The following is a 23,861-nucleotide window of genomic DNA, read 5'->3' on the forward strand; positions in this document are numbered from 1 at the left end:
TTACGTGGTGGTCGTCACGACGGCTGCCCGCGTGTCCCCGAGGCGGTTGAGGCAGGATGATCCGCATGACTGCGAGCGAAGGGCCCACCGTCGGGACGCTGGTCCTGCTTCGACACGGTGAGAGCGACTGGAATGCCAAGAACCTCTTCACCGGCTGGGTGGACGTTGACCTGACCGAGAAGGGCGAGGGCGAGGCGCGGCGCGGCGGCGAGCTGCTGCGCGAGCACGGCCTGCTGCCGGACGTCGTGCACACCAGCGTGATGCGCCGCGCGATCCGCACCGCCGAGCTGGCGCTCAACGCCGCCGACCGGCACTGGATCGCTGTGCGCCGGTCGTGGCGGCTCAACGAGCGGCACTACGGCGCCCTGCAGGGCAAGAACAAGAAGCAGACCCTCGACGAGTACGGCGAGGAGCAGTTCATGCTCTGGCGCCGGTCGTACGACACGCCGCCACCGCCGATCGACGACAACGACGAGTGGTCGCAGGTGGGCGACCCCCGCTACGCGCTGCTGCCGACCGAGCTGATGCCGCGTACCGAATGCCTCAAGGACGTCGTCGAGCGAATGCTGCCCTACTGGTACGACTCGATCGTGCCGGACATCCTGGCCGGCCGGACGGTGCTGGTGGCCGCGCACGGCAACTCGCTGCGCGCCCTGGTCAAGCACCTCGACCAGATCTCCGACGAGGCGATCGCCAAGCTCAACATCCCGACCGGCATCCCGCTGCGCTATGACCTGGACCCGCAGCTGCGCCCGCTCACCCTGGGCGGCACCTACCTCGACCCGACGGCGGCGAAGGAAGCCGCTGCGGCGGTCGCCAACCAGGGCCGCTGAGCCGACGACGAAGGCCCCCGGGATTCCCGGGGGCCTTCGTCGTTCCGAAGATCAGCTCGCCGAGGTGGTGCTCTGCCCGGTGATCAGGTAGATCACGTGCTCGCCGGCGTTTACCGCGTGGTCGGCGAAGCGCTCGTAGAAGCGGCCCAGCAGGGTGGCGTCGATCGCCGTCTCCACCCCGTACGGCCAGTCGTCGCCGAGCAGCACGGCGAACAGGTTCTTGTGCAGCTCGTCCATGGCGTCGTCGTCACGGTCCAGCTCGCCGGCCAGGCCGGCATCGGGTTTCGCCAGCACCGAGCCGATCTTCACGGCCATCCGGTCGGCGATCTCGGACATCTCGGTGAACACCGTCCGCAACTCGGCCGGAACCGCGGGGGAGGGGTGCCGGCGCAACGCGGTCTTCGCCACGTGCTCGGCGAGGTCACCCATCCGCTCCAGGTCGGCGGCCACGTGCAGGGCGGTGATCATCGCCCGGAGGTCGGAGGCGACCGGCGCCTGTCGGGCGAGCAGGTCACAGACCCGCTCCTCGACGTGCCGGTAGAGGTCGTCGATCTCGGCGTCCCGCTCGATGACCGTCTCGGCGGCCTGCCGGTCGGCGGTGAGCAGGGCCCGGGTGGCCTGGCGCATGGCGGCGCGGACGCCCTCCGCCATGTCCACAAGCAGTTGGCTGACGATCTGGAGATCGGCCCGGAACTCGTCGCGCATCATCACGTCCTGTGGTCGGTCGCCGCCGACGGGTGCCGGCGCAGGGGGTTGAGCAGGTACGACGCCAACGGTAGGGGGGCGCGGACGGACCCTGGATGAACCACGGTGAACGACGCCGGTCGTGGGGGTGAACACTTCTCGAAGTGCGGGTGGTTCGTCCCGTTCTGTGTGGTAGCCAGGTTAACAATGACCCTACGATCGCCGGGTGGACTGGGCAGTGGCGGTCGTGGTGGCCGTGGCGTTGGCGACCGGACTGGTCGCCGGTTTCCTGCTGCCCCGGTTCCTGCCGAGGCGGGACGGTCGCTCCACGTCGACGGGGAGCGTCAGCTCCCGCTGGAGCAGGGGGAGGCCCCCGATAGCCGAAGAGCAGCAGGCCGGGCTCGGTCGCCGGACGATCGACTCGCTCCGGGCCGGTGTCGTGGTATTGGACAACGACGACGTGCCGGTGCTGATCAACCCGGCCGCCCGCGCGATGGGGCTACTGCGTACCGGCAGCACCCCCGGCTCGATCGCCGCGCACCCGCTGATCCGTACCCTGGCCGGCCAGGTGCGACGCACCGGGGTGCGGCGCGAGATCGAGCTGGACCTGCCCCGGGGTCGCGACAGCGCGGGGGAGAACCCGCTCGGCGTGCACCTGCGGGCGATGGGCCTGGGCAACGGGTTCATCGCTGTCGAGGCGGTCGACGTGACCGAGGCGCACCGGTTGACCCGGGTGCGACGGGACTTCGTGGCCAACGTGAGCCACGAGCTGAAGACCCCGATCGGGGCGCTTCAGCTCCTCGCCGAGGCGTTGCTGGACGCGACCGAGCCGGCCGACGCGGCAGCGCCAGATCTCTCCGAGGACCTGGTGGCCGCCCGCCGGTTCGCCGAGCGGATCCAGCACGAGTCGACCCGACTGGGTCGCCTGGTGCAGGAGTTGCTGGAGTTGACCCGGTTGCAGGGCGCCGAGCCGCAGCCGCCACCCGAGCCGGTCGCGCTGGACTGGGTGATCGCCGAGGTGGTCGACCGAACCCGCACCACGGCCTCCGCCCGGGGTGTCGAGGTGACCGTGGACGGTCAACGGGGCCTCACCGCGTACGGCAGCGACTCCCAACTCGCCACGGCGGTGGCGAACCTGGTCGAGAACGCCATCAACTACTCGGGCGAGGACACCACGGTGCGGGTCACCCTGCGCGGTGACGACGAGCACGTCGAGGTCGCCGTCGCTGACCAGGGCATCGGCATCGCCCCCACCGACGTGGACCGGATCTTCGAGCGGTTCTACCGGGCCGACCAGGCCCGTTCGCGGGCCACCGGCGGCACCGGGCTCGGCCTGGCAATCGTGAAACACATCGCGAGCAACCATGGCGGACGGGTCGAGGTGTCGAGCACTCTTGGTGGTGGATCGACGTTCACCCTCCGGCTGCCCGCCAGCCCACCGGACGACCTGTTGGCGACACTGCCGCCGGTTGGGATCGAGTCCGGTCCGGCTGGGCTACGGCAGGTCTGACAGCAATGGAAAGGAAATCCCCGTTGAGCCGCGTTCTGGTGGTCGAGGACGAGGAGTCGTTCTCCGACGCCTTGTCGTACATGCTCCGTAAGGAGGGCTTCGAGGTTTCGGTCGCGGCGACCGGCACCGAAGCCCTCACCGAGTTCGACCGAACCGGCGCCGACATCGTGCTGCTCGACCTGATGTTGCCCGAGATGTCGGGGACCGAGGTCTGCCGACAACTGCGGCAGCGGTCGGCCGTACCGATCATCATGGTCACCGCCCGGGACAGCGAGATCGACAAGGTGGTCGGGCTGGAGATCGGCGCCGACGACTACGTCACCAAGCCGTACTCGCCGCGGGAGCTGGTCGCCCGGATCCGGGCGGTGCTGCGCCGGCAGAGCCCGGAGGTGGCCGAGGCGGGCGCTCCGACGCTGGCCGCAGGCCCGGTGCGGATGGACATCGAACGGCACGTGGTGACCGTCGAGGGCGGGGCCGTGCAGTTGCCGTTGAAGGAGTTCGAGCTGCTGGAGCTGCTGCTGCGCAACGCCGGCCGGGTGCTCACCCGCGGCCAGCTCATCGACCGGGTCTGGGGCGCCGACTACGTCGGTGACACCAAGACGTTGGACGTGCACGTCAAGCGGCTGCGTTCCAAGATCGAGCCGGAGCCGTCCGCGCCGCGTTTCATCGTCACCGTCCGGGGCCTGGGCTACAAGTTCGAGCCGTGATCGGCGTACCCGAAGGGGCCTGCGCTCGGCGTAGGCCCCTTCGGCCTGTCCGGACGGAGGCCGGGGTGTGTTGTCCTCCGACTGTAGAGCTGCCCCAGATGTGGGGCGACGCAGGCACGTGGCCGTTCGTCAGGGCTGAAGAGGCGCGCCGCTCGGCTGAACGCGTGCACCGCGCCAGTCTCCCGGGTCTGCCCCACTTGTGGGGCAGTTCTACAGGCAGCGGGGGATGGGTCGGCACGCCGGCAGCCGACGGACGAATCCCCTGACGGGACACCCAAGCGGACGCGTTCGGGTGCCGCTCAGAAGAGCTTGCGCAGCGCCGCGGCGATCTCGGCCACCTCGGTCAGCCGGCTCTCCGCCACGCCGATGACCGAGTCGTACGCGACGTCCTGGTCGGTCTCGTCGAGTTGGCCGATGCTGACGGCGTTGTTCTGCAGCAGGAAGGCGATGGCGACGATCCAGCCGATCCGCTTGTTGCCGTCCACGAATGGGTGGTTGTTGACCAGCGAGTGCAGCAGCGCGGCCGCTTTCGTCCAGAGGTCGGGGTAGGCGTCCTCCCCGAAAACGCTCGTCTGCGGCCGAGCCACCGCCGACTCCACGAGGCCGGCGTCCCTGATCCCGACGCCGATCTTTCGAGCGATGCTCGCCACGTCCGCCAGGGTGGGATAACGAACCCCCGACATCACTCCGCCAGGCGAGCGAGCAGGGTGGCGTGGCGTTCGATGATCTCGTCGGCGAGGCCGCCGAACTCCTTGGCGTTGCGCCGTGCGAGGTAGTCGTCGATCGCGGTGACGACCACGGCGTGCATTGAGCGCGCCTCTTCGTCCGCGGCGAGACGGAGTTGCCGTTCGCGGTCGTCGTCGAGTCGGAGCGTCATGGCCATGCCGCAAATGGTAGCAAGACTGCTACCAAGATCCGCTAGATCTCGTCGGCCGGGTGCGGGGCGACCATGCCCTGCTTGACCCGCGCCGCACACAGCTCGGCCAGCCGCTCGTAGGCGGCAGCGCCGATCAGCGCGCTCAGCTCCGGGGCGTACGACAGGTACATCGGCTCGGTGCCGACGTGCGCGTCCGTCGAGGAGGTGCACCACCAGTCCAGGTCGTGCCCGCCGGCACCCCAACCGCGCCGATCGAACTCGGACAGGGTGGAGACCAGCACCTTGGAGTTGTCCGGACGCTTCACCCAGTCCTGATCGCGGCGGATCGGCAACTGCCAGCAGACGTCCGGCTTGTATTCCAGTGGGTGCATTCCGTCGCGCAGCGCCTGGGCGTGCAGGGCGCAGCCGCCCCCGCCGGCGAAGTCGGCGTCGTTGAGGAAGACGCACGGACCGTCGGGGCCCTGGGTGGCGGTGCGGCGGGCCGGGTTCTTGCCGTCGATGGTGTCCTCGGCGGTCCAGTTCTTGAAGCCGCGCTGGAAGTGCTGCCACGTCGACGGGGTGAGCCGCTTGACGGCGTTACGGACCCGCTTCTCGTCGTCCGAGTCGGTGAAGAACGCCCCGTGCGAGCAGCAACCGTCGGCGGCCCGGCCGGCGATGATGCCGTGGCACCCCTTGCCGAAGATGCAGGTCCAGCGGGAGAGCAACCAGGTCAGGTCGGCGCGGATCAGGTGCGTCTCGTCGGCCGGATCGGTGAACTCGATCCACTCCCGGGGAAAGTCCAGTGGCACCTCGCGACTGCGCGGATCGCCCGGGTCGTCCACCAGCACACGGAGCTCCATCGTCACCCGGCCCAGCGTACGCGCGGTGCCGTCCGCAGGCCGGCGAGCCGCGCAAACGAGTTGCACCTATGGTCTTCATCATGCGACTGGGTGTCCTCGACGTCGGATCCAACACGGTGCACCTGCTCGTGGTGGACGCGCACCACGGCGCGCACCCGTGGCCGGCGCACTCCGAGAAGGTGGTGCTCCGGCTGGCCGAGCAGATCGGCCCGGACGGCGCGCTGACCGAGGCGGGCGCGGACGGCCTGGTCAAGGCCGTCGGCATGGCCAAGGCGGCGGCCACCGGCCTGGCGGCCGACGACCTGATCGCGTTCGCCACGTCCGCGGTGCGCGACGCCACCAACGCGGCCGAGGTGCTGGCCCGGGTCCGGGACGAGACCGGCGTACGGCTGGCGGTGCTCTCCGGGGCGGACGAGGCGCGGTCGACGTTCCTGGCCGTGCGGCGGTGGTTCGGCTGGTCGGCGGGTCGGCTGCTGGTGCTGGACATCGGCGGTGGCTCGCTGGAGATCGCCGCCGGCATCGACGAGGACCCGGACGTCGCGGTCTCACTGCCGCTCGGGGCCGGTCGGCTGACCCGGGAGCGGCTGCGGCTCGATCCGGCAAGCGCGGCCCCGCCGTCGGCGGAGACCATCGAGAAGCTCCGGGAGTACGTGGACGGGCGGCTGGACAAGGTCGTCGACCAGATGACCGAGGTGGGCTGGGACCGGGCGGTCGCCACCTCGAAGACGTTCCGCACCCTGGCCCGACTGGCCGGGGCCGCCCCCTCCGGTGCCGGGCTGTGGGCGCGACGCAGCCTGACCCGGGCGGGTCTGCGGCAGGTGATCGGGTTCATCCGGCACATCCCGCCGGCCCAGTTGATGGAGCTGGAGGGGGTCAGCGCGGGCCGGGCCCACCAGTTGCTTGCCGGTGCCGTGGTCGCCGAGGCGGTGATGCGCCGCCTGGATCTGGGCTCACTGGACATCTGCCCGTGGGCGCTGCGCGAGGGCGTCATCCTCCGTCGACTCGATCAACTCGAACCGATCTGACCGGGCGGCCGTTTTCGGCCTGTTTGCTGGCACTCGTCCCGATGGCGCCGGCGCTGCCGGGCTACGCTGGCTGACGTGACTTCCCGCGTTCCCGTGCTCCTGTCCAGCTCGTCGGTCTTTCCCGAGCCGACCGCGGCGGCGTTCCAACTGGCCGCGGCGCTCGGCTACGACGGGGTCGAGGTGATGGTCTGGACCGACGTGGTCAGCCAGGACGCGGGCGCGCTGCGCGGCCTGTCGGCGCACTACGGGGTGCCGGTGCTCTCGGTGCACGCCCCCTGCCTGCTTGTCACCCAGCGGGTGTGGAGCCCGGACCCGTGGGAGCGGCTGCGCAGGGCCGCCGAGCTGGCCGAGACGCTGGACGCGCCGACGGTCGTGGTGCACCCGCCGTTCACCTGGCAACGCGACTACGCGCGAAACTTCGCCGAGGGGCTGGCCACCGTCGCGGACCGGTTCAGCGGGCTGCGGTTCGCCGTGGAGAACATGTACCCGGTGCGGATGGCGGGTCGGCAGTTCGTCCCGTACGTGCCGGGGTGGGATCCCACCGACACCGGCTACCCGTCGTACACCCTGGATCTGTCGCACTGCGCGGCCTCGCACAGCGACCCCCTCGCGATGGCCGACCGGATGGGCGCCGGGCTGGCGCACGTGCACCTCGGTGACGGCACCGGCGAGGGCCGCGACGAGCACCTGGTGCCCGGGCGCGGCACCCAGCCCTGCGGGGAGCTGCTCTCCTCGCTGGCCGGGCGCGGCTTCACCGGGGCGGTCGCCGTGGAGGTCGCCACCCGGGGCGCGAAGAGCCGCGCGGTGCGCGAGGCCGACCTGCGCGCCGCGCTGGAGTTTGCCCGTCAGCACCTGACCGCGCCGTCCCCGGTCGACGCCTGACCACGTCCGCCCGCGCCGGGCGGTGTGTCAGCTGACCGGTGAGAGCGAGCCCACGGCACTCGTCGGCTGGGCGGCGACCGTCACCTGCTCACCGACGGCCGCCCGCTTGCGGGCCCGGTGCGCCGCCACGTGCGAGCGGGTGGCGCAGCGCTCCGAGCAGAACCGCCGGCAGCAGTTGGACGACGTGTCCAGGTAGACGTTGCCGCACCGATCGTCGGCACAGACCCCGAACCGGGCACTGCCATACTCGCAGAGCCAGACCGACAGCCCCCAGACCGCACCGGCCAGGTATTCCGCGCTGACCGAGGCGCCCCGACTGGTCACGTGCATGTGCCAGTCGCTGGAGTCGTGCCCGGAGATGCGTGGCTGCACCGGGAACGCCTCCAGCAGCGCGTTCAGCTCGGTGACCGCCTGGCCGTCGCGCCCCGAGGTGCCGTACTCGAAGACGTCGCGCAACCGTTTCTGGGCCCGCCGGAAGATCGCGACGTCCCGGTCCGCGACCTCGTCGCGCATCCAGGCGTTGTCGTCGGGGAAGAGGGCCCGCAGGTCGTCGAGGTCGTCCAGGCGGGCGTTGACCAGGTCAACGCCGGTCCGGGCGTACGCGTCGAAGTTCACACCCCCAACGGTAGACGACTCATGGGGTGCGCGGCGCGTCGATGTAGTGCGGCAGGAACCGCGCGTAGCCGTCGGTGATCAGACTGGCGCTCTCCCGCACGCCCACGCCGGCCGACTCGCCGTCGACGATCCAGCTCCCCAGCACCATGCGGTTGCCGGCGAACTGCGGCAATGCCCGGAACTCCTGGTAGCACCAGCCCTCGTCGCCGTAGATCCCCGGGTTGGTGATCTCCTGCTCGGCGGTGACGATGCGGACCGAACCGCCCTCCCGGCCGAGCAGTGGCTTGGCCACGTACTCCGTCATGCCGCGCGGTGAGTCGAGGTACGCCGGGAGCAGGTACTCGTGGTCGGGGTACAGCTCCCACAGGACGGCGAGCAACGCCTTGTTGGACAGCAGCAGCTTCCAGGCCGGCTCGATCCAGGTGGTCGGGGTGCCCGGGGCCAGGGCCGCCGGCCCGTACGGCTCGGCCAGCATCCACTCCCACGGGTAGAGCTTGAAGCAGGTGGTCACCGGGCGGTCGGCGACGTCGAGGAAGCGCCGGCCGTCCCAGCCGATCTTCTGGATGGGCTGCAACTGGACGTCCAGGCCGGCCTGTCGGGCGGTCTCGGCCAGGTAGCCGGCGGTCATGTGATCCTCGCCGGACTCCTCCTCGTTCGACCAGAGCACGTGCACCCGGGGGTCGTGCAGCCCGGCAGCGATCTTGGCCCAGGCGCCCACCAGCCGCTCGTGCAGGCTGTTCCACTGGTCCAGCTCCGGCCGGCTCTGCTCCAGCCAGTACCACTGGATGATGCTCGCCTCGACGAGCGCGGTCGGGGTGTCCGCGTTGTACTCCAGCATCTTTGGTGGCCAGGTGCCGTCGTACGCCAGGTCGAAGCGCCCGTAGAGGGTGGGTGGCGTCTCCCGCAGCGACCGGGCCACCGCCTCGGCCGCCCAGTCCGGGATGCCGAACTCGGCGTACCGGCGCTGTGCCACCACGTGCTCGGCGGCGGCCACCGACATCCGGTGCAGCTCCTCGGTGGCCTCCTCCAGCCGCAGCACCTCGTCGAGGTCGAAGGCGTACGCCCCGGTCTCGTCCCAGTACGACATGATCTCGCCGTCGGGCAGCTCCGTATCGACGTAGACGAGCCCCTGCTCCCGGATGGTGGTGTCCCAGTCGGGTCGGGGCTCGACCGTCTCGCGGCGCACCTCAGCCGCCGCAGGAGGCGAGGTGGGTGCCGAACCCGCCGCGATCGGGCAGGGCGGCAGTGGTCGGCTCCGGGGCGGCGCGGCCGGCGGACGGGTCGGCGACCCGCATCGCCAGCGCGACGGTGTCGCCGCCGCCGACCGGGCCGAGGGCACAGTCGTCGTCATCGTCGTCGTCCGAGGTCATGTTGCAGCCGGAGAGGGCGAGCGCGAGAGCGGTGAGCGCGCCGAGCTGCACGGAGGCCGACCGTAGCCGGCGGCGGGGGCGTGGGTCCACGGCATCGTTGTAGCCGATCGGCGCCACCACCGCCGCCCCGCCCCCCTCCGGGAGGTGGCCCTCCCCGCCCCTCGGCGGGGCCCCTGGCAGGGGCGATACGCTCGGTTCATGCTCCGTTCCGTCATCCTCGCCGCCTCCCGGTCAACCCAGGTCGAGCGGCTCGTCGCGACCGCCCCGTACACCCGGGACGTCGTTCGCCGGTTCGTCGCCGGCGCCACCACCGACGACGCGTTGCGCGCGACCCGCGGGCTCGTCGACGACGGTCTCGCGGTCACCCTCGACCACCTCGGTGAGGACACCGTCACCCCCGAGCAGGCCGTCGCCACCCGCGACGAATACCTGAAGTTGCTGAAGATGCTCGGTGCCGCCGGGCTCACCCCGGCCGCCGAGGTGAGCGTGAAGCTCTCCGCCCTCGGTCAGATGTTCGACGAGCAGTTGGCGTACGACAACGCGCGGGCGATCTGCACGGCGGCTGACGCGGCGGGCGCCACTGTCACCCTGGACATGGAGGACCACACCACCACCGACTCGACGCTGGAGGTGCTGGGCAGGCTGCGCAAGGACTTCCCGTCGACCGGCGCGGTGCTCCAGGCGTACCTGCGCCGGACCGAGTCGGACTGCCGGGAGCTGTCCTCGGCCGGGTCGCGGGTGCGGCTGTGCAAGGGCGCGTACAAGGAGCCGGAGTCGGTGGCGTACCAGTCGGCCCGTGAGGTCGACAGGTCCTACGTGCGCTGCATGAACATCCTGATGTCCGGCGACGGCTACCCGATGCTGGCCACCCACGACCCCCGGATGATCGCGATCGGCGAGGACCGGGCCCGCTGGTTCGACCGGGGGCCGGAGCGCTTCGAGTTCCAGATGCTCTACGGCATCCGCCCGGAGGAGCAGGCCCGTCTTGCCGCCGAGGGTTACACCGTGCGCACCTACGTCCCGTACGGCGACGAGTGGTACGGCTACCTGATGCGCCGGCTCGCCGAGCGCCCGGCCAACCTGGTCTTCTTCGGCCGTGCCCTGATCTCCAAGAAGTAACAGCTCCGGTTCGGCCGACGGGCCGGCGGCGACCTTCCGGGGTCACCGCCGGCCCGGGGGCGGCCTCGCCCCATCCACCGGATGGTCGTACCCTTCGGCGGGTGACTGACGGGGTGCAGCAGCCAGCACCACGGCGGCTCTGGCCGTTGTGGACGGTGCTCGTGGTGGTCGTCCTGCTGCTGGGCTGCGGCCTGCCGGCGTTGCTCGTCGTCGGCGTGGTCCGGGAGAACGGCGTCCGGTCCACGATCAGTCGGGCCGGTGCCTCGACGGCTGACGACCCGGCCACCGCGCTGGCCCGAGGGCTGGCCGACCGGATGACCGCCCAGCTCGACCGGCAGTCGACGGCGCTGCTCGGCGGTGACCGCGCGGGTTTCCTCGCCATCGCCGAGCCCGCCGCGCACACCGATCTGCGCCGACGCTTCGCCGCGCTACGCGAGCTCAAGGTGACGGTCTGGCGGGCCGAGCCGAGTGGCCTGCCCGCGCCGATCGTCGGCAAGCCGGGGGAGTGGCGGCTCCTGGTGCGCTTCCAGTACTGCTTCGTCGAACCGAACTGCCGACCCAGCCCGGTGCTGATCGGCACCCGCTGGCGGGAGTACGGCGACCAGCCCCGGTTGGTCGCCATGGAGGAGTCCAAGTCGGTGGAGACCGGCACCCGACCGTGGGAGGTCAGTGACCTGGTCGTGGCGGTCGGCGCGCGGACCATCGTCGCCACCACCCGGCCGCTGCGCGGCAAACTGCCCGGCCTGCTCGCCCAGGCCGAGGCGGCCGCCAGGATCGCCGACGGGTACGTGGTCGCCGGGTCGTCGCCACCGGACCGCTACCGGATCTTCTACGCCGGCCGCGCCGAGTGGAAGCACTGGTACGGCGGCGACCGACCGGAGTGGACCGGTGGTTACGCGGTGACCGTGGGGGGCGGCCACCACGAGGTGGTGCTCAACGCCGACGGGCTGCCCAGCAGCGGCACCGATGACCTGCTCCGGCACGAGCTGACCCATGCGGCCTCACTGCCCGAGCGCGGCTACCCGGGCAAGACCACCTGGTGGCTGGTGGAAGGGCTGGCCGAGTTCGCCGGCACCGGCGGCCAGGCGGTCGACAGGTATGAGGGGCTCGCCGAGGTGCGCAAGCTGGTCCGGGCCAAATGGGACGGTCAGTTGTCCGGCGTCAACCCGGCCGACGATGCGTCCGCCGAGCAGGTCAGCGGCAGCTACGGCGTCGGCTACCTGGCCGTCCGGCACCTCGTCGACAGGTACGGGCCCCAGCGGTTGCTCACCTTCTTCAAGGCCGTGGTGCACGAGCGCAAGACCCTTGAGGTGGCCGCCGAGGAGGCGTTCGGCGAGCAGTGGTCGACGCTGCACGACGAGTGCGTCGCGTACGTGCGCGCGGCCGCCGCCTGACGGGTCCGCGGGTGGTGTGACGGCCCGCCGTACCATCGATGGGTGCACCGCCCTCAGTCACCTCGGCCGGGCCGCACCATCCGGCCGCGCCTGCTCGTCGCCCTGACCGCCGTCGCCGTCCTGATCACCACCACCGCCGCGTCGTGCGGCGACGAAGACCCCGACCTGGCGCTCGCCTCGGCCGCCCGTAACCAGGTCAGTGAGGTGATCGACGCCCCGGCGACGGTGACCGCCCGGGCCGCCGCCACGCTCACCGCTCCCGCCGACGGCACGCTGGCCAGCCTGCGTGTCCAGCCTGGGCAGCGGGTCAAGGGTGGTCAGGTTCTCGCCGTGGTCGACTCGCCCTCGGCCCAGCAGCGGCTGCGGCAGGCGAAGGAGGCGTTGACCGCCGCGAAGCGCGCCGGTCGGGGTGCCTCCACGGGTGACCTGACCAGCAGTCGACGCGGCACCGACAAGGCGGCGGACGAGGCGTTCGACGCCGCCCGCAAGGCCGCCGAGAAGATCGCCGACCCGCAGTTGCGGAACGCTCTGCTGACCCAGGTGACGTCCGCGCAGAGGCAGTACTCCGCCGCCGCGCGCAGCGCCGACCAGGCCGTCCGCGCGGTGCAGCGGGGGATCAACGGGCTGAGCTCCGCCGTCGGCGCGCTGTCCGCGGCGCAACGGCTCCAGGCCCAGCAGGCGTACGACCTGGCGAAGGCGACAGTCGACGCGCTGACCCTGCGCGCTCCGATCGCCGGTGTCGTGCAGCCGGGTGGCACCCGGGCCGGCGGTGGCTCGACCGGTGGCCTCGCCGGGCTGCTGGAGCAGGCCGGTGGCGCCCAGGCGGCCGGCATCGACCCGTCCGTGCTGACGCCCGGCCAGGGCGGGCCGCCCGCCGGGGTGGACGACGCGGTCACGGTCGGCGCCCAGGTCACCGCCGGCACACCGGTGCTGACCGTCGTGGACACCGGGCAGTTGGGGCTGCTCGCCGAGGTGGACGAGACAGATGTGCTGCTGGTGCGGGCCGGCGTGACCGCCACCGTCGAGTTGGACGCGGTCAGCGGCGCCAGCTACGACGCGACGGTCCGCTCGGTGGACGTGCTGCCGACCAACTCCGCCCAGGGCGGGGTGAGTTACCGGGTGCGCCTCGCGCTGGGCGCCGGGAAGCTGGCCGAGGACGAGCCGGCACCGAGCCCCCGGCCGGGCATGAACGCGATCGTGCACCTACGGGTACGCGAGGCCGCCGACGCGGTGACCGTACCCGCCTCGGCGGTGTTCTCCGCCGACGGCCGGGACGCGGTCTGGGTGGTCCGCGACGGCAGGGCCGACCGGGCGGCGGTCACCCTGGGCGTCCAGGGGTCGGATCTGGTGCAGATCCTCAACGGCGTGCAGCCCGGCGACCGGATCGTGGTGCGCGGCACCGACCAGGTGCGCGACGGCCAGGAGGTGCGGTGACCGGCACCCCGCCGGCGATCGAGGCGGTGGAGGTGTCCCGGACGTACCACCTCGACGGGGTGTCCGTCGAGGCGTTGCGCGGGGTGTCGCTCGTCGTGCAACCGGGGGACTACGTGGCCCTGGTCGGCCCGTCCGGCTCGGGCAAGTCGACCCTCATGCACCTCCTCGGTGGGTTGGACCGGCCCACCGGTGGCCGGTTGGTGATCGGCGGACGGGACGTCAACACCCTCGCCCCGCCGGACATGGCCGCCCTGCGCAACGAGACGATCGGCTTCGTCTTCCAGGCGTTCCATCTGCTGCCGCGCACCTCGGCCGTGGAGAACGTCGCCCTGCCGCTTGTCTACCGGGGTGTGCCGGCGCGGCAGCGTCGGGCGCGGGCGGCGGCGATGCTCGGCCGCGTCGGCCTCGGGCACCGCCTGGACCACCGGCCCAACCAGATGTCCGGCGGTGAGCAGCAACGGGTGGCGATCGCCCGTGCGCTCGTCACCGAGCCGACGGTGCTGCTGGCCGACGAGCCGACCGGCAACCTGGACAGCGTCACCGGCGCGGCGGTGCTGGAGCTTCTGGAGCAGTTGAACGTGGAGTCCGGGGTGGCGCTGGTGATGGTCACCCACGACCAGGAGGTGGCGGCCCGCGCTCAACGCCGGATCACGATGCGCGACGGGGTGGTCGTCGCGGACAGCGACACCCCTCATGATCGACCGCTGTCCGTCGATCCCGGTCGACCTGCGACACTTGTCTCCGCTCCCAGCGCGGAGCCCCGGTCCGCGTCCGGAAGCGGCCCGGGGCACCCGTCCGGTGGCTCCGGTGGCGCCGCCGGAGCCACCGGGCGCCTTCCGCGCGAGGTAGCCCCCGGTGAGGCCGTTCCGCGCGATGCCGCCTCAGGTGCGGTCGAGTTCGAGCGGCCGGGAGGCGCCGCGTGAGGGTCGCCGAGGCGTGGCGGGTCGCGCTGGACGCCCTGCGGGCCAACCGACTGCGCAGCGCGCTGACCATGCTCGGGGTGATCATCGGGGTCGCCTCGGTGGTCCTGCTGGTGGCCATCGGCACCGGCACCAAGCAGAAGGTCGAACAGCAGGTCGAGGGCCTGGGCTCCAACCTGTTGCTCGTCGTCCCCGGCCGGATCGAGGTGGGCAACGCGCCGGTGGTCTCGCCGCTGACCCTCAAGGACGTCGACGCCGTCAGCCGGGTGGTCGGCGACCCCGACCTGGTGGCGGTCACCGTCGCCTCCGGAGCGACAGCGCGCGCCGGCTCCCGCTCCGACTTCACCACCGTCCAGGGGGTGCTGGAGACCACCCCGACGGTGTTCACGCGGTCGCTGGCCCGGGGCCGCTACCTCACCGGCACCGACGTGGACACCAGCCGGCGGGTGGCGGTGCTCGGTGACTCGGTGGCCCGCACGCTCTTCCCCGACCGGGACCCGCTCGGCCAGCAGGTGACGCTGGCCGGGGTGCGGTTCCGGGTGATCGGCATCTTCGCGCCGCTCGGGCAGAGCCTCGGCGTCGACCGGGACGACGAGGTGCACGTACCGGTGACCGCCGCGCAGCGGCTCTGGGGCACCCAACGGGTGGACGGCATCGCCGTGAAGGCACCGGACCGGGAACGGATCGACGAGTTGGGCGAGCGGATCGTCGCCGAGCTGAACCGCCGGCACCCGGACACCGAGTTCAGCGCGGTCACCCAGCAGCAGATCCTCGGCGTGCTCGGCGACATCCTCGGCGTCCTCACCGGCGTGTTGGCGGCCATCGCCGGCATCTCCCTGCTCGTCGGCGGGGTCGGTGTCTCCAACATCATGCTGGTCAGCGTTCGGGAGAGGACCCGGGAGATCGGGCTGCGCAAGGCCGTCGGGGCCCGCCCGCGCGATATCGGCGTGCAGTTCCTGCTGGAGGCGGTGCTGCTCACCACGATCGGTGGGCTGGCCGGGATGGCGCTGGGCGTGGGTGCCGCCCTGCTGATCGACGCGCTGTCGCCGATCCCCGCCGCGATCACCTGGTGGTCGTTGGCGCTGGCCTTCGGGGTGTCCGCGGTGGTGGGCATCGTCTTCGGAGTCGTCCCCGCGCAGCGCGCCGGCCGACTCGACCCGGTGGTCGCGCTCCGCGCCGAGTGAGCGGCGTCGGGGCAGTCGGGACGCCGGGCGGGCGTCGGTGACAACCGGGACGGCGGGCGCGGGAGGGGTGATTCCGGGAGCGTGAATCGGGTGAACGGCGAGGAGAAACATGATCAGTTGTACGAAGGGATCGCGCCGGTCACAGCCGCCCCGCTACCGTACTGGTAACACGCGCGTCGCCGCCCGACCCGGAGCATCCGTCGGGTTGGCACGCGCCGGGCATGGGATGGGTTGGTGAGCCATGGCCGGGTCACAGTCCGACGGGCGGCTGTCGGAGGTCAGGTTCCTGACCGTCGCGGAGGTGGCGACGGTGATGCGGGTGTCCAAGATGACTGTCTATCGCCTGGTGCACAGCGGTGAGCTCACCGCCGTCCGGGTCGGCCGGTCATTCCGGGTGCCCGAGCATGCGGTGCACGAATATCTCCGGGGCGCTTTCCAAGAGACCGCCTGAGCCACCGCTCCGCCCTCCCGGTGCCGCCCTAACCGGCATCGACGGGGGCGCGTTGGTCCGGCTGAGACCCTGCGGCTACCCTGGAGCCCGACCGAGACCCCACCGGTGCGTCCTGCCGCCCAGACTGGTCCGGTCCGTTGTCCGCAAGCGGTCGCCGTCGCCACCTGCGTGGTGTCATCCGGTCCGCCCCGCACGTTGTATCGAAAGGCTGTCGTATGGGCTCGGTGGTCAAGAAGCGCCGTAAGCGCATGGCTAAGAAGAAGCACCGCAAGCTGCTGCGCAAGACCCGCGTCCAGCGTCGCCGTCTCGGCAAGTGATTGCCGCCGGGCGCTGAGCCCGGTGTCACTTGCCTAACTGTCGACTCCCGGAGGCTCAGGTGATCAGGCCGTGGTCGTCCCGGCTCGGTCCTTCCTGCCGGGGTAGGTGCGTCAGATGACCCCCGGTGGCACCTCAGGTGCTCCGGGGGTCGTCCTCGTCACCGGAGTGGGTCGCTACCTGGGTGCCCACGTGGCGGCCCGACTGGCCGCCGACCCGCGTATCGAACGGGTCATCGGCGTCGACGCACCGGACTCCGGCACCGAGTTCACCGACCTGCTGGACCGGGTCGAACGCCTCCGCGTCGACACCGGTTCACTCGGTGACCTCCTCGCCGACCTGGATGTCGACGCCGTCGTGCACCTCGCCCTGGTCAGTGCCCCCGATCCGCAGCACGGCGGCCGGTCCGCGATGAAGGACCAGAACGTCATCGGCAGCATGCAGATGCTCGCCGCCTGCCAACGGGCGCCCCGGCTGCGCAAGCTCGTGGTCCGCTCGTCGACCGCCGCGTACGGGGTGTCGTTCCGGGACCCGGCGGTCTTCACCGAGGAGACCGAACCCCGCGAGGTGCCGCGTGGTGGTTTCGGCCGCGACATCCTCGACCTTGAGGGGTACGTCCGTGGCTTCCGGCGCCGCCGATCCGACGTCACCGCGACGGTGCTGCGGTTCGCCCCGTTCATCGGTTCGACCGCCGACACCACGTTGACCCGCTACTTCGCGCAGCCGTTCGTGCCGACCGTCTTCGGCCGCGACCCTCGTCTGCAGTTCCTGCACTTCGACGACGCGTTGGAGGTGCTGCACCGGTCGATCGTGGAGGACCACCCCGGCACCTACAACGTCGCCGGTCCGGGGGTGCTGTCGCTGTCCCAGGCGATCCGGCGGGCCGGTCGGGTCGCGGTGCCGGTGTTGGAGCCGGGTCTCTCCGGGGCTGCCGCGTTGGCCCGCACGATGGGCTTCGGCCGCTACGGCCTGGACCAGGTCGACCTCTTCGTGCACGGCCGGGTGGTCGACACCAGCCGGCTGGAGCAGGAGTACGACTTCACGCCCCGCTCCACCGCCGAGGCGTTCGACGACTTCATCCGCGCCCACCACGGTGGGGTGGTGGTCACGCGGGGGCAGTTGGCCGCCGCCGAGCAACTCGTCCTGGCCGGCATCCGGCAGGTTCGTTCCGCAGTCCGGGACCGGACGTGACCGGGCCGGGGGAGGGGCGTGACCCGCAGGGGGTCGGGCGTTTCGACGTACCGCAGCAGCCGCCGGTGGTGGACGTGGAGCCGGCGCGGCGTAACGGACATCGACCGGCTGCCCGGGTCGCGCCGACGCCGACACCGACCGACGAGGTCGACACCGCGGCCACCGACGAGCCCGTCGGCGCGACCGCGGGTGGCCGGGTCGACGCGCCGGTGGGTGGCACCGGGCCGGCGGTGCCGGACCGGCCGGGGGACCACTGGGACCGCAGGGTCGCGAACGGCCTGGCCTTTCTGCGTCGGCGTCTCTCCGGCGACTACGAGGTCGACGAGTTCGGGTTCGACTCGGAGTTGACCGACGCGGTCTTCCATCCCCTGCTGCGTTTGCTCTACCGGGACTGGTTCCGCACCGAGGTCAGCGGCCTCGAACATGTGCCAGTCGACGGGCCGGCGCTGGTCGTCGGCAACCACTCGGGGACCGTGGCGCTGGACGCGTTGATCCTCTCGGCGGCGCTGCACGACAAGCACCCCGCGCACCGGTACCTGCGGTTGCTCGGCGCCGATCTGGTCTTCCGGATGCCTGTGGTGTCCGAGATCGCCCGCAAGACCGGCGGCACGGTGGCCTGCAACCCGGACGCCGAGCGACTGCTCGGCGGCGGCGACCTGGTCGGGGTGTTCCCCGAGGGTTTCAAAGGCATCGGCAAGCTCTACGCCGACAGGTACAAGCTGCAACGGTTCGGTCGGGGCGGCTTCGTGTCGGCGGCGCTGCGCACCGGCACCCCGATCGTGCCGGTCGCGATCGTCGGCGGCGAGGAAATCTACCCGATGCTCGCCGACATCAAGCCCCTGGCGCGGTTGCTCAAGCTGCCCTACTTCCCGGTCACGCCGACCTTCCCGTGGCTCGGGCCGCTGGGGATGGTGCCGCTGCCCAGCAAGTGGCTCATCGAGTTCTGTCCGCCGATCCCCACCACGCACCTGACCGACTCGGCGGACGACCCGCTCGTGGTCTTCAACCTCGCCGACCAGGTGCGGGAGACGATCCAGCAGACCGTGCACACGCTGCTGGAGCGACGGCCCGACCCGTTCGGCCCGTAACGCGTCTCAGCCGGCGCGGCGGCGGCGCTGTAGTGCCAGCCCGGCGGTGACCGCGCCGACGACCAGCCCGGCCGCGGCGGTGGACGGTACGGCGATCTTGACCGCCCGCCGGCCGGTGCGGAAGTCCCGTACCTCCCAGCCGTGCTGGCGGGCCTGCCGCAGCAGGGTGCCGTCCGGGTTGACCGCCACGGCCCGACCCACGGCGGAGAGCAGCGGCAGGTCGTTGGCCGAGTCGCTGTAGGCCGCGCAGCGGGCCAGGTCGAGCCCTTCCACCGCGGCGAGCTGGGTGACCGCCTCGGCCTTCGCCGGCCCGTGCATCAGCTCACCCACCAACCGCCCGGTGTACGCCCCGTCCACGACCTCGGCCACCGTGCCGATGGCACCGGTCAGGCCGAGCCGGGTGGCGATCACCCGGCCGATCTCCACCGGGGCGGCGCTGACCAGCCAGACCCGCTGCCCGGAGTCCAGGTGCCGTTGGGCGAGTTGGTGGGTGCCGGCCCAGATCCGGGGAGCCATCATCTCGTCGAAGATCTCCTCCGCGAGGCGCTCCACGTCGTCGACCCGCCAGCCTTCGACGAAGGCCAGCGCGGCCTCCTTGGCCACGGACATGTCACCCGCGTGCTCCCGGGCCAACAGCCGGAACCGGAGCTGCTGCCAGGCGAATCGGGCCAGGTCGGTGGTGGTGAAGTAGTTGCGGGAGGCGAGCCCACGGGCGAACCAGTAGATCGAGGCGCCCTGCATCATCGTGTTGTCCACGTCGAAGAAGGCCGCGGCGGTCCGGTCCGGAGCGGGGGCGACGGCCGGGGCCAGGTCGGTCTCCGCCCAACCCGCGGTGTGTCCCGCGGCGTCGGTGCTGACCGTCACCTTACGGCTGCGCGCCACGCGACTCCCTTCCTTGCCGGTACGAGTGCCTTCAGCGAGGGTAGCCGCCGCACGTGGTCGACCGGCCGGGCACAGAGTGAACTGTGGCGCGGCCGGTCGGAGGTGCGGTATAGGGGGCGTGCCGTCAGCGAGCCCCGGGGCAGGTGTTCGGGTCGGGGCCGAGGGTGTCGCTGGCGGGCGGGACCGGCAGGCCGCAGGCGATCGCCGCGCGCAGCGCGTCCGAGCGTTCCCGGATGTTTTCCAGTAGGCGCAGGGACCGCTGGGTCCGTTCCCGGTCGACGCGGCTGCTCCCGTCGAGCAGATTGCTCACCGCCCGACGTTGGGCGGTGACGAACGTGTTGAGCGTGTCCAGGCTGGCCGGCTCTGCCCGCTCGGCAGCGGCGGTGGTCAGCAGGCGGACACCCTGCCGGGTGTCGGCGTCCATGTCGTCGAGGACGGCGCTGTAGCCGATCTGGTCGCCGCGCAGTTCGGCTGCCTCGCCCAGTCTGGTCCGGGCGAAGTCCAGGAAGAGCTGACCGCGGCTGATATTGGAGCTGGCCAGGGCGAGTTGCGCGCGTTCGGTCTTGCGCTTCATGCCGTACAGCGCGTCGCCGGGCACCGCGTTCTCGCTGGCGGCGGAGATCCCGGAGACGGCGATGGCGCCGGCGGCGATGCCGACCAGGATCGCGCCCCGGGCTCGGGCCCGCCGGGCGGTGGCCGCCGGCAGCAGCCGCCCACGGGCGGTCGTGGCCGGTTCGGTGGCCGCCGGTGCGGTGCCCAGCCCCTCCCGTTCGGCGGTGGCGAGCAGCATCGCTCGCAGGCCGGTACGGAAGTCCTGGTCCACCTCGACGGTCGGGGGGTCGGTGCTGAGCCGTTGGCCCACCGCGACGACGGGCGCGAGTTGCGCGTCCATCCGGGATCGCACGTGGTGTCGCCGAGCGCCGTTGGCCTCGTCGAGAAGCTGCGCGAAGCGCTCGGCGCGCCGGCGGGAGAAGAGGATGTCGTCCACCGCAGGCACCTCTCTCTCGCTGGTCACGGCCGGTCGGCCGCCGTCGTTGCCGACGACCGGGCGGCAGTGTGACACCACGGAGGTGAGGTGCCGCCGGCCTGCCGGTCGGACCTCGGTGACCCGGCCCTGCCGGGACAACCACCGGTCGCACCCGGAGAAACGCGGCGGACCTGGCACGGGTTACGGGCCGGGCGGAGCGGAAATTACAGAAAGTGATCGTCATCACCGGGCGGGACCGACTCTGAGCTGCATGGACGTCGATCGACGTCCATCGGTCCCGCCGTTGCGATCTACGGCTGGAAGCCGTCGGGCAGAAGCCGGGCCAGGGCGCGAACGGCCCGGTACTGGAGGGCCTTGATGGCACCCTCGTTCTTGCCCATCGCACGGGCCGTCTCGGCGACCGAGAAGCCCTGGAGGAAGCGGAGCACGATGCACTCCTGCTGCTCCGGGTTGAGCTGTTTCACGGCGGTGAGCAGCGCGACGTTGGTGATGTGCTCCACCACCGCCGCCTCCGGGCTGCCCTCCGGGCCCCGGTCCTCCCGATCGGCGTCGAGCACGTCACCGGTGGTGACCTCCAGCCGGTAGCGGCCGGACTTGAAGTGGTCCGCGACCAGGTTGCGGGCGATCGTCACCAGCCAGGCGCCCAGGTCACGGCCCTGCCAGGTGAAGCTGCCGATCCGCTTGAGCGCGCGCAGGAAGGTGTCCGAGGTGAGGTCCTCGGCGAGTTGGCGATTGCCGACCCGGAAGTAGATGAACCGGAACACGGTGTCCACGTATCGGTCGTAGATCAGACCGAACGCCTCGGACTCACCGGCCTGGGCGCGCTCGATCAGCGTCCAGACCTCGGTGGCCGGGTCGGACGGGTCCGGACGGCTCGGGAAGCCGGTCGGGGTGGTGGCGGTGGTGGCCGGCACGGCCGGGATCACCGCCGTCTCGCCCGCCGCCGGGTCGGTGGTCACCGTCGGCGTTTCACTGACCCGGCGACCCTGCGTGGGCATTGTCGGTCGGGCCGGAACGGCGACCCGGCCGCCGGCTGGTCGCGCGTTGCCGCCGGGCACCGCGGGTCGCGGCGGCGGCTCGTTGTGATGTGGCCGGCTGCGGATCCGTTGCGCCGCGCCGTCGCCGCGCGCCGCGGTGCCGGGTGGTTCGTCCATGGGAGGGCGGGCCGTCGGTCGCTCGTTGACGTGCGAGCGCGCCGGTTGACCGGTCAGGCCGACCGGACGTTCCGCGTAACCGAAGGTGGTCACCGGGTTGCCCCCGTCCCGTGGGTCGCCGGACGGGCCGGTCTGTGTCGTGTCGGGGCGGGCCGACCGGGCAGCCGGTCGGGCAGGACGGTCGAGGGGGTTGCCGATGGGCGGCAAATCCCCTGGAGGTGCTGGTCCAATGCGCTAACAGGCACGGGGGCCTCCTCGGGCTGAGGGGTGTCGACTCACGGCAAATGGGGTGAGCCGACCCGAGTGATGATAGGGCCAACGTCACCCGCGCGTGGCAAGTCCGTTACACAAGGCGGAAGTATTTCCCGCTCCGTCGCACCAGCGGCGGACCGGTTGTCCGTCGTGTGCGTTTGACTTTCCGTTGACCGGCTGTTCATGGATGGATTCCCAGGTCGGGGCCTATCGCCCGTTCGGTTGACCGATCGCCTCGGCTGACCGCGCGGTCGTGGCCGAAACGCCCGCGGGTGGCGCCGACCATCCCATCGGCGGGACTTGATCGGCTCGTCGGTGGCACATCGGACCGTCCCGTCAACGGGACTGTCCCGTGTGTCACCGGAGCACGGGTGCGCACCGTCGGTCGGGCCGGTCGCCGCCCGCCGTGCCAGACTCGACCACCGTGCCGGCCGAGTCGGCGGTACCGGGTGTGCGGCACCCGCGAACCGGCGAGACTGTGCGGGCGTACGCGGCGGCGGCGCCGGCGCGACAGGTGACGCCCCCGGCGATCGCCGACACCCTTACGGAGGTACCGATGTCCACTGACGCCCGGCTCGCCCTGATCACCCGACCCGGCTGCCACCTGTGCGACGACGCCAAGGCCGCGCTCGACCGGGTGGTGGCGGTCACCGGCGACAAGTGGGTCGAGTGGGACGTCACCGGCGACGAGGGTCTGGAGCGCGAGTACGGCGACCGGCTGCCGGTGGTGCTGCTCGACGGCAAGGAGCACGGCTACTGGCGGGTCGAGGAGGACCGGCTGCTGCGGGACCTGACCACGCCGCAGCTCTGAGGGGTGCCTAGGGTGCGGTGATGGACACTGCGCACCCCCACCTCGTGTGGGACTGGAACGGCACCCTGCTCAACGACCTCAGCCTGGTGGTGTCGGCCACCAACGTCGTGTTCACGAGCCTCGGTGGGCCGACAGTCACCCTCGACGAGCACCGGGTGCGGTTCCGCCGGCCGGTCGCCGAGTACTACGCCGAGGTGCTCGGGCAGGCCGTGGACGACGACGAGTTCGGCCGCCTGGACCGGATCTTCCACGAGGCGTACCGCACCGGGTTGACCACCTGTGAGCTGGCCGCCGACGCGCACGCCGCGATGGCGGCCTGGCCGGGCAGTCAGAGTCTGCTCTCCATGTGGTTCCACGAGGAGTTGGTGCCGACCGTGCACACGTACGGGCTGACCGGCCACTTCACCCGCGTCGACGGGCTGCGGGCCACGGTCGGCGGCGACCGCAAGGCCGAGTCGCTCACACTGCACCTGGCCGAGTTGGGCGTGGACGGCACCTCGGTGGTGTTGATCGGTGACTCCATCGACGACGCCGACGCGGCGCTCGCGGTGGGTGGCCGTGCCGTGCTCTACACCGGCGGGTTCACCGACCCGGGCCGGCTGCGCGCCTCCGGTCACCCGGTGGCCGACACCCTCACCGACGCGGTGGCCCTGGCCCGGGAGGTCAGTTCCGCAGATAGGTGAGGACGGCCAGCACCCGCCGGTGCTGCTCGGTGTCCGGTGGCAGGGTGAGCTTGGTGAAGATGTTGCGCACGTGCTTCTCCACCGCGCCGTCGCTGACCACCAGGGCACGGGCGATGGCGGTGTTCGAGCGTCCCTCGGCCATCAGGGCGAGCACCTCGCGCTCGCGCGGGGTCAGCTCACGCAGGGGGTCGTCGCGGCGGCGTCGGGCGAAGAGCTGACCCACCACCTCCGGGTCGAGCACCGTGCCGCCGGCCGCCACCCGGCGCAGCGCGTCCAGGAACTCGTCGATCGCGGCCACCCGGTCCTTGAGCAGGTAGCCGATGCCGCCGCCGGCACCGCCGGTGGCCAGCAGATCATCGGCGTACGAGACCTCGACGTACTGGGAGAGCACCAGGATCGGGGTACGCGGCACCAGCCGCCGCGCCTCCACCGCAGCCCGCAGCCCCTCGTCGGTGTGTGACGGGGGCATCCGGACGTCGACGATCGACACGTCCGGCTGGTGCTCCACCACCGCCTTGACGAGCGCGTCGCCGTCCCCGACGGCGGCCACCACCTGGTGCCCACTCTCGGTCAGCAGCCGGACCAGCCCCTCCCGGAGCAGGACGGCGTCGTCGGCGATCACGATCCGCATGGCTGTGTTGTCTACCACGTCC

General features: G+C 71.8%; 27 protein-coding genes. 16 read left to right on the forward strand and 11 right to left on the reverse strand.

The window, feature by feature from the left end:
- Positions 1–65 precede the first annotated feature (65 nt).
- The gene (locus ACGFIW_RS14925; protein ID WP_357525638.1) at positions 66–833 is read left to right on the forward strand and encodes a phosphoglyceromutase; all 768 of its coding nucleotides are present in this window, start codon (positions 66–68) and stop codon (positions 831–833) included.
- A 51-nt stretch (positions 834–884) separates the two neighbouring features.
- On the opposite strand, the gene phoU is transcribed toward ACGFIW_RS14925, so the two are convergent.
- Positions 885–1,538 (reverse strand): phosphate signaling complex protein PhoU, encoded by a 654-nt coding sequence (gene phoU / locus ACGFIW_RS14930; protein ID WP_393314902.1) that lies wholly within the window; start codon positions 1,536–1,538, stop codon positions 885–887.
- 205 nt (positions 1,539–1,743) lie between these two features.
- Between phoU and ACGFIW_RS14935 the strand changes: the two genes are divergently transcribed.
- Positions 1,744–3,027 (forward strand): sensor histidine kinase, encoded by a 1,284-nt coding sequence (locus tag ACGFIW_RS14935; RefSeq protein WP_393314905.1) that lies wholly within the window; start codon positions 1,744–1,746, stop codon positions 3,025–3,027.
- 23 nt (positions 3,028–3,050) lie between these two features.
- Positions 3,051–3,734, forward strand: coding sequence for a response regulator (locus tag ACGFIW_RS14940; RefSeq protein ID WP_393314908.1), 684 nt, complete (start codon positions 3,051–3,053; stop codon positions 3,732–3,734).
- 299 nt (positions 3,735–4,033) lie between these two features.
- On the opposite strand, the gene ACGFIW_RS14945 is transcribed toward ACGFIW_RS14940, so the two are convergent.
- The 3 genes from ACGFIW_RS14945 to ACGFIW_RS14955 are packed head-to-tail and all read right to left on the reverse strand — an operon-like array spanning position 4,034 to position 5,450.
- The gene (locus ACGFIW_RS14945) at positions 4,034–4,384 is read right to left on the reverse strand and encodes a type II toxin-antitoxin system death-on-curing family toxin (RefSeq protein WP_393314911.1); all 351 of its coding nucleotides are present in this window, start codon (positions 4,382–4,384) and stop codon (positions 4,034–4,036) included.
- Positions 4,385–4,416: 32 nt separating this feature from the next.
- Complete coding sequence (locus ACGFIW_RS14950; protein ID WP_393314914.1) at positions 4,417–4,617, reverse strand: hypothetical protein; 201 nt, start codon at positions 4,615–4,617, stop codon at positions 4,417–4,419.
- A 35-nt stretch (positions 4,618–4,652) separates the two neighbouring features.
- Positions 4,653–5,450, reverse strand: a complete 798-nt coding sequence (locus tag ACGFIW_RS14955) for a hypothetical protein (RefSeq protein ID WP_393315304.1) — start codon at positions 5,448–5,450, stop codon at positions 4,653–4,655.
- An 80-nt stretch (positions 5,451–5,530) separates the two neighbouring features.
- Here ACGFIW_RS14955 and ACGFIW_RS14960 point away from each other — a divergent pair, with 80 nt between their 5' ends.
- Positions 5,531–6,475 carry a Ppx/GppA phosphatase family protein gene (locus ACGFIW_RS14960; RefSeq protein WP_393314917.1) on the forward strand — a complete coding sequence of 315 codons (945 nt, stop codon included), beginning with the start codon at positions 5,531–5,533 and terminating at the stop codon, positions 6,473–6,475.
- A 75-nt stretch (positions 6,476–6,550) separates the two neighbouring features.
- Positions 6,551–7,357: a sugar phosphate isomerase/epimerase family protein gene (locus ACGFIW_RS14965; RefSeq protein ID WP_393314919.1), complete on the forward strand. Its 807-nt coding sequence runs from the start codon at positions 6,551–6,553 to the stop codon at positions 7,355–7,357.
- Positions 7,358–7,384: 27 nt separating this feature from the next.
- Here the strand turns inward: ACGFIW_RS14965 and ACGFIW_RS14970 are convergent, their stop codons facing one another.
- From ACGFIW_RS14970 to ACGFIW_RS14980, 3 genes are read right to left on the reverse strand one after another with little or no spacing between them, the layout of a single operon-like run.
- Entirely contained in the window at positions 7,385–7,972 is a 588-nt protein-coding gene (locus tag ACGFIW_RS14970; protein WP_393314922.1) for a CGNR zinc finger domain-containing protein, read from the reverse strand.
- A gap of 19 nt (positions 7,973–7,991) precedes the next feature.
- Entirely contained in the window at positions 7,992–9,158 is a 1,167-nt protein-coding gene (locus ACGFIW_RS14975; protein ID WP_393314925.1) for a glutathionylspermidine synthase family protein, read from the reverse strand.
- 1 nt (position 9,159) lies between these two features.
- On the reverse strand, positions 9,160–9,432 hold the full coding sequence (locus ACGFIW_RS14980; protein ID WP_393314928.1) for a hypothetical protein: 273 nt from the start codon (positions 9,430–9,432) through the stop codon (positions 9,160–9,162).
- A gap of 108 nt (positions 9,433–9,540) precedes the next feature.
- Here ACGFIW_RS14980 and ACGFIW_RS14985 point away from each other — a divergent pair, with 108 nt between their 5' ends.
- The 9 genes from ACGFIW_RS14985 (at position 9,541) to ACGFIW_RS15025 (ending at position 18,438) form a co-directional block, all read left to right on the forward strand.
- Positions 9,541–10,461, forward strand: coding sequence for a proline dehydrogenase family protein (locus ACGFIW_RS14985; RefSeq protein WP_393314931.1), 921 nt, complete (start codon positions 9,541–9,543; stop codon positions 10,459–10,461).
- A gap of 101 nt (positions 10,462–10,562) precedes the next feature.
- Entirely contained in the window at positions 10,563–11,855 is a 1,293-nt protein-coding gene (locus ACGFIW_RS14990) for a hypothetical protein (protein WP_393314934.1), read from the forward strand.
- 42 nt (positions 11,856–11,897) lie between these two features.
- Positions 11,898–13,289 (forward strand): efflux RND transporter periplasmic adaptor subunit, encoded by a 1,392-nt coding sequence (locus ACGFIW_RS14995; protein WP_393314937.1) that lies wholly within the window; start codon positions 11,898–11,900, stop codon positions 13,287–13,289.
- Positions 13,286–14,212, forward strand: coding sequence for an ABC transporter ATP-binding protein (locus tag ACGFIW_RS15000; RefSeq protein WP_393314940.1), 927 nt, complete (start codon positions 13,286–13,288; stop codon positions 14,210–14,212). Before ACGFIW_RS14995 ends, ACGFIW_RS15000 begins: the two co-directional genes overlap by 4 nt.
- Complete coding sequence (locus ACGFIW_RS15005; protein ID WP_393314943.1) at positions 14,209–15,393, forward strand: ABC transporter permease; 1,185 nt, start codon at positions 14,209–14,211, stop codon at positions 15,391–15,393. The genes ACGFIW_RS15000 and ACGFIW_RS15005 overlap by 4 nt, the downstream gene beginning before the upstream one ends.
- 241 nt (positions 15,394–15,634) lie before the next feature.
- Positions 15,635–15,844: a helix-turn-helix domain-containing protein gene (locus ACGFIW_RS15010; RefSeq protein WP_110563213.1), complete on the forward strand. Its 210-nt coding sequence runs from the start codon at positions 15,635–15,637 to the stop codon at positions 15,842–15,844.
- Between the two features lie 215 nt (positions 15,845–16,059).
- The gene (locus ACGFIW_RS15015) at positions 16,060–16,161 is read left to right on the forward strand and encodes a 30S ribosomal protein bS22 (protein ID WP_007465623.1); all 102 of its coding nucleotides are present in this window, start codon (positions 16,060–16,062) and stop codon (positions 16,159–16,161) included.
- 115 nt (positions 16,162–16,276) lie between these two features.
- A complete protein-coding gene (locus ACGFIW_RS15020; protein ID WP_393314946.1) occupies positions 16,277–17,350 on the forward strand; it encodes an NAD-dependent epimerase/dehydratase family protein in 1,074 nt (357 codons plus the stop codon).
- Between the two features lie 209 nt (positions 17,351–17,559).
- On the forward strand, positions 17,560–18,438 hold the full coding sequence (locus ACGFIW_RS15025; protein WP_393315307.1) for a lysophospholipid acyltransferase family protein: 879 nt from the start codon (positions 17,560–17,562) through the stop codon (positions 18,436–18,438).
- 6 nt (positions 18,439–18,444) lie between these two features.
- Here the strand turns inward: ACGFIW_RS15025 and ACGFIW_RS15030 are convergent, their stop codons facing one another.
- The 3 genes from ACGFIW_RS15030 to ACGFIW_RS15040 all read right to left on the reverse strand — a co-directional run bounded on the left by ACGFIW_RS15030 (position 18,445) and on the right by ACGFIW_RS15040 (position 21,555).
- Positions 18,445–19,395, reverse strand: coding sequence for an HAD family hydrolase (locus ACGFIW_RS15030; protein WP_393315310.1), 951 nt, complete (start codon positions 19,393–19,395; stop codon positions 18,445–18,447).
- A gap of 49 nt (positions 19,396–19,444) precedes the next feature.
- Positions 19,445–20,317: a DUF5667 domain-containing protein gene (locus ACGFIW_RS15035; protein WP_393315313.1), complete on the reverse strand. Its 873-nt coding sequence runs from the start codon at positions 20,315–20,317 to the stop codon at positions 19,445–19,447.
- A 281-nt stretch (positions 20,318–20,598) separates the two neighbouring features.
- Positions 20,599–21,555 carry an ECF subfamily RNA polymerase sigma factor, BldN family gene (locus ACGFIW_RS15040; RefSeq protein ID WP_393314949.1) on the reverse strand — a complete coding sequence of 319 codons (957 nt, stop codon included), beginning with the start codon at positions 21,553–21,555 and terminating at the stop codon, positions 20,599–20,601.
- A gap of 715 nt (positions 21,556–22,270) precedes the next feature.
- Between ACGFIW_RS15040 and ACGFIW_RS15045 the strand changes: the two genes are divergently transcribed.
- Together ACGFIW_RS15045 and ACGFIW_RS15050 are read left to right on the forward strand one after the other, a co-directional pair.
- Positions 22,271–22,525 (forward strand): glutaredoxin family protein, encoded by a 255-nt coding sequence (locus ACGFIW_RS15045; protein ID WP_377503816.1) that lies wholly within the window; start codon positions 22,271–22,273, stop codon positions 22,523–22,525.
- 20 nt (positions 22,526–22,545) lie between these two features.
- Positions 22,546–23,208 carry an HAD family hydrolase gene (locus ACGFIW_RS15050; RefSeq protein WP_393314953.1) on the forward strand — a complete coding sequence of 221 codons (663 nt, stop codon included), beginning with the start codon at positions 22,546–22,548 and terminating at the stop codon, positions 23,206–23,208.
- Here ACGFIW_RS15050 and ACGFIW_RS15055 read toward each other — a convergent pair.
- Complete coding sequence (locus ACGFIW_RS15055; RefSeq protein WP_357558032.1) at positions 23,189–23,839, reverse strand: response regulator transcription factor; 651 nt, start codon at positions 23,837–23,839, stop codon at positions 23,189–23,191. The two genes, ACGFIW_RS15050 and ACGFIW_RS15055, sit on opposite strands and share 20 nt — an antisense overlap.
- Positions 23,840–23,861: the final 22 nt, after the last annotated feature.

The organism is Micromonospora sp. NPDC048935 (assembly GCF_043197875.1).
Classification (GTDB): Bacteria; Actinomycetota; Actinomycetes; order Mycobacteriales; family Micromonosporaceae; genus Micromonospora.

Coding starts and splice junctions, on each gene's coding strand:
- ACGFIW_RS14925 (WP_357525638.1), top strand. CDS start 66: ATGACTGCGAGCGAAGGGCCCACCGTCGGGACGCTGGTCCTGCTTCGA.
- ACGFIW_RS15050 (WP_393314953.1), top strand. CDS start 22,546: ATGGACACTGCGCACCCCCACCTCGTGTGGGACTGGAACGGCACCCTG.
- ACGFIW_RS15045 (WP_377503816.1), top strand. CDS start 22,271: ATGTCCACTGACGCCCGGCTCGCCCTGATCACCCGACCCGGCTGCCAC.
- ACGFIW_RS15020 (WP_393314946.1), top strand. CDS start 16,277: ATGACCCCCGGTGGCACCTCAGGTGCTCCGGGGGTCGTCCTCGTCACC.
- phoU (WP_393314902.1), bottom strand. CDS start 1,538: ATGCGCGACGAGTTCCGGGCCGATCTCCAGATCGTCAGCCAACTGCTT.
- ACGFIW_RS14985 (WP_393314931.1), top strand. CDS start 9,541: ATGCTCCGTTCCGTCATCCTCGCCGCCTCCCGGTCAACCCAGGTCGAG.
- ACGFIW_RS14950 (WP_393314914.1), bottom strand. CDS start 4,617: ATGGCCATGACGCTCCGACTCGACGACGACCGCGAACGGCAACTCCGT.
- ACGFIW_RS14960 (WP_393314917.1), top strand. CDS start 5,531: ATGCGACTGGGTGTCCTCGACGTCGGATCCAACACGGTGCACCTGCTC.
- ACGFIW_RS15055 (WP_357558032.1), bottom strand. CDS start 23,839: ATGCGGATCGTGATCGCCGACGACGCCGTCCTGCTCCGGGAGGGGCTG.
- ACGFIW_RS15015 (WP_007465623.1), top strand. CDS start 16,060: ATGGGCTCGGTGGTCAAGAAGCGCCGTAAGCGCATGGCTAAGAAGAAG.
- ACGFIW_RS14955 (WP_393315304.1), bottom strand. CDS start 5,450: ATGGAGCTCCGTGTGCTGGTGGACGACCCGGGCGATCCGCGCAGTCGC.
- ACGFIW_RS15010 (WP_110563213.1), top strand. CDS start 15,635: ATGGCCGGGTCACAGTCCGACGGGCGGCTGTCGGAGGTCAGGTTCCTG.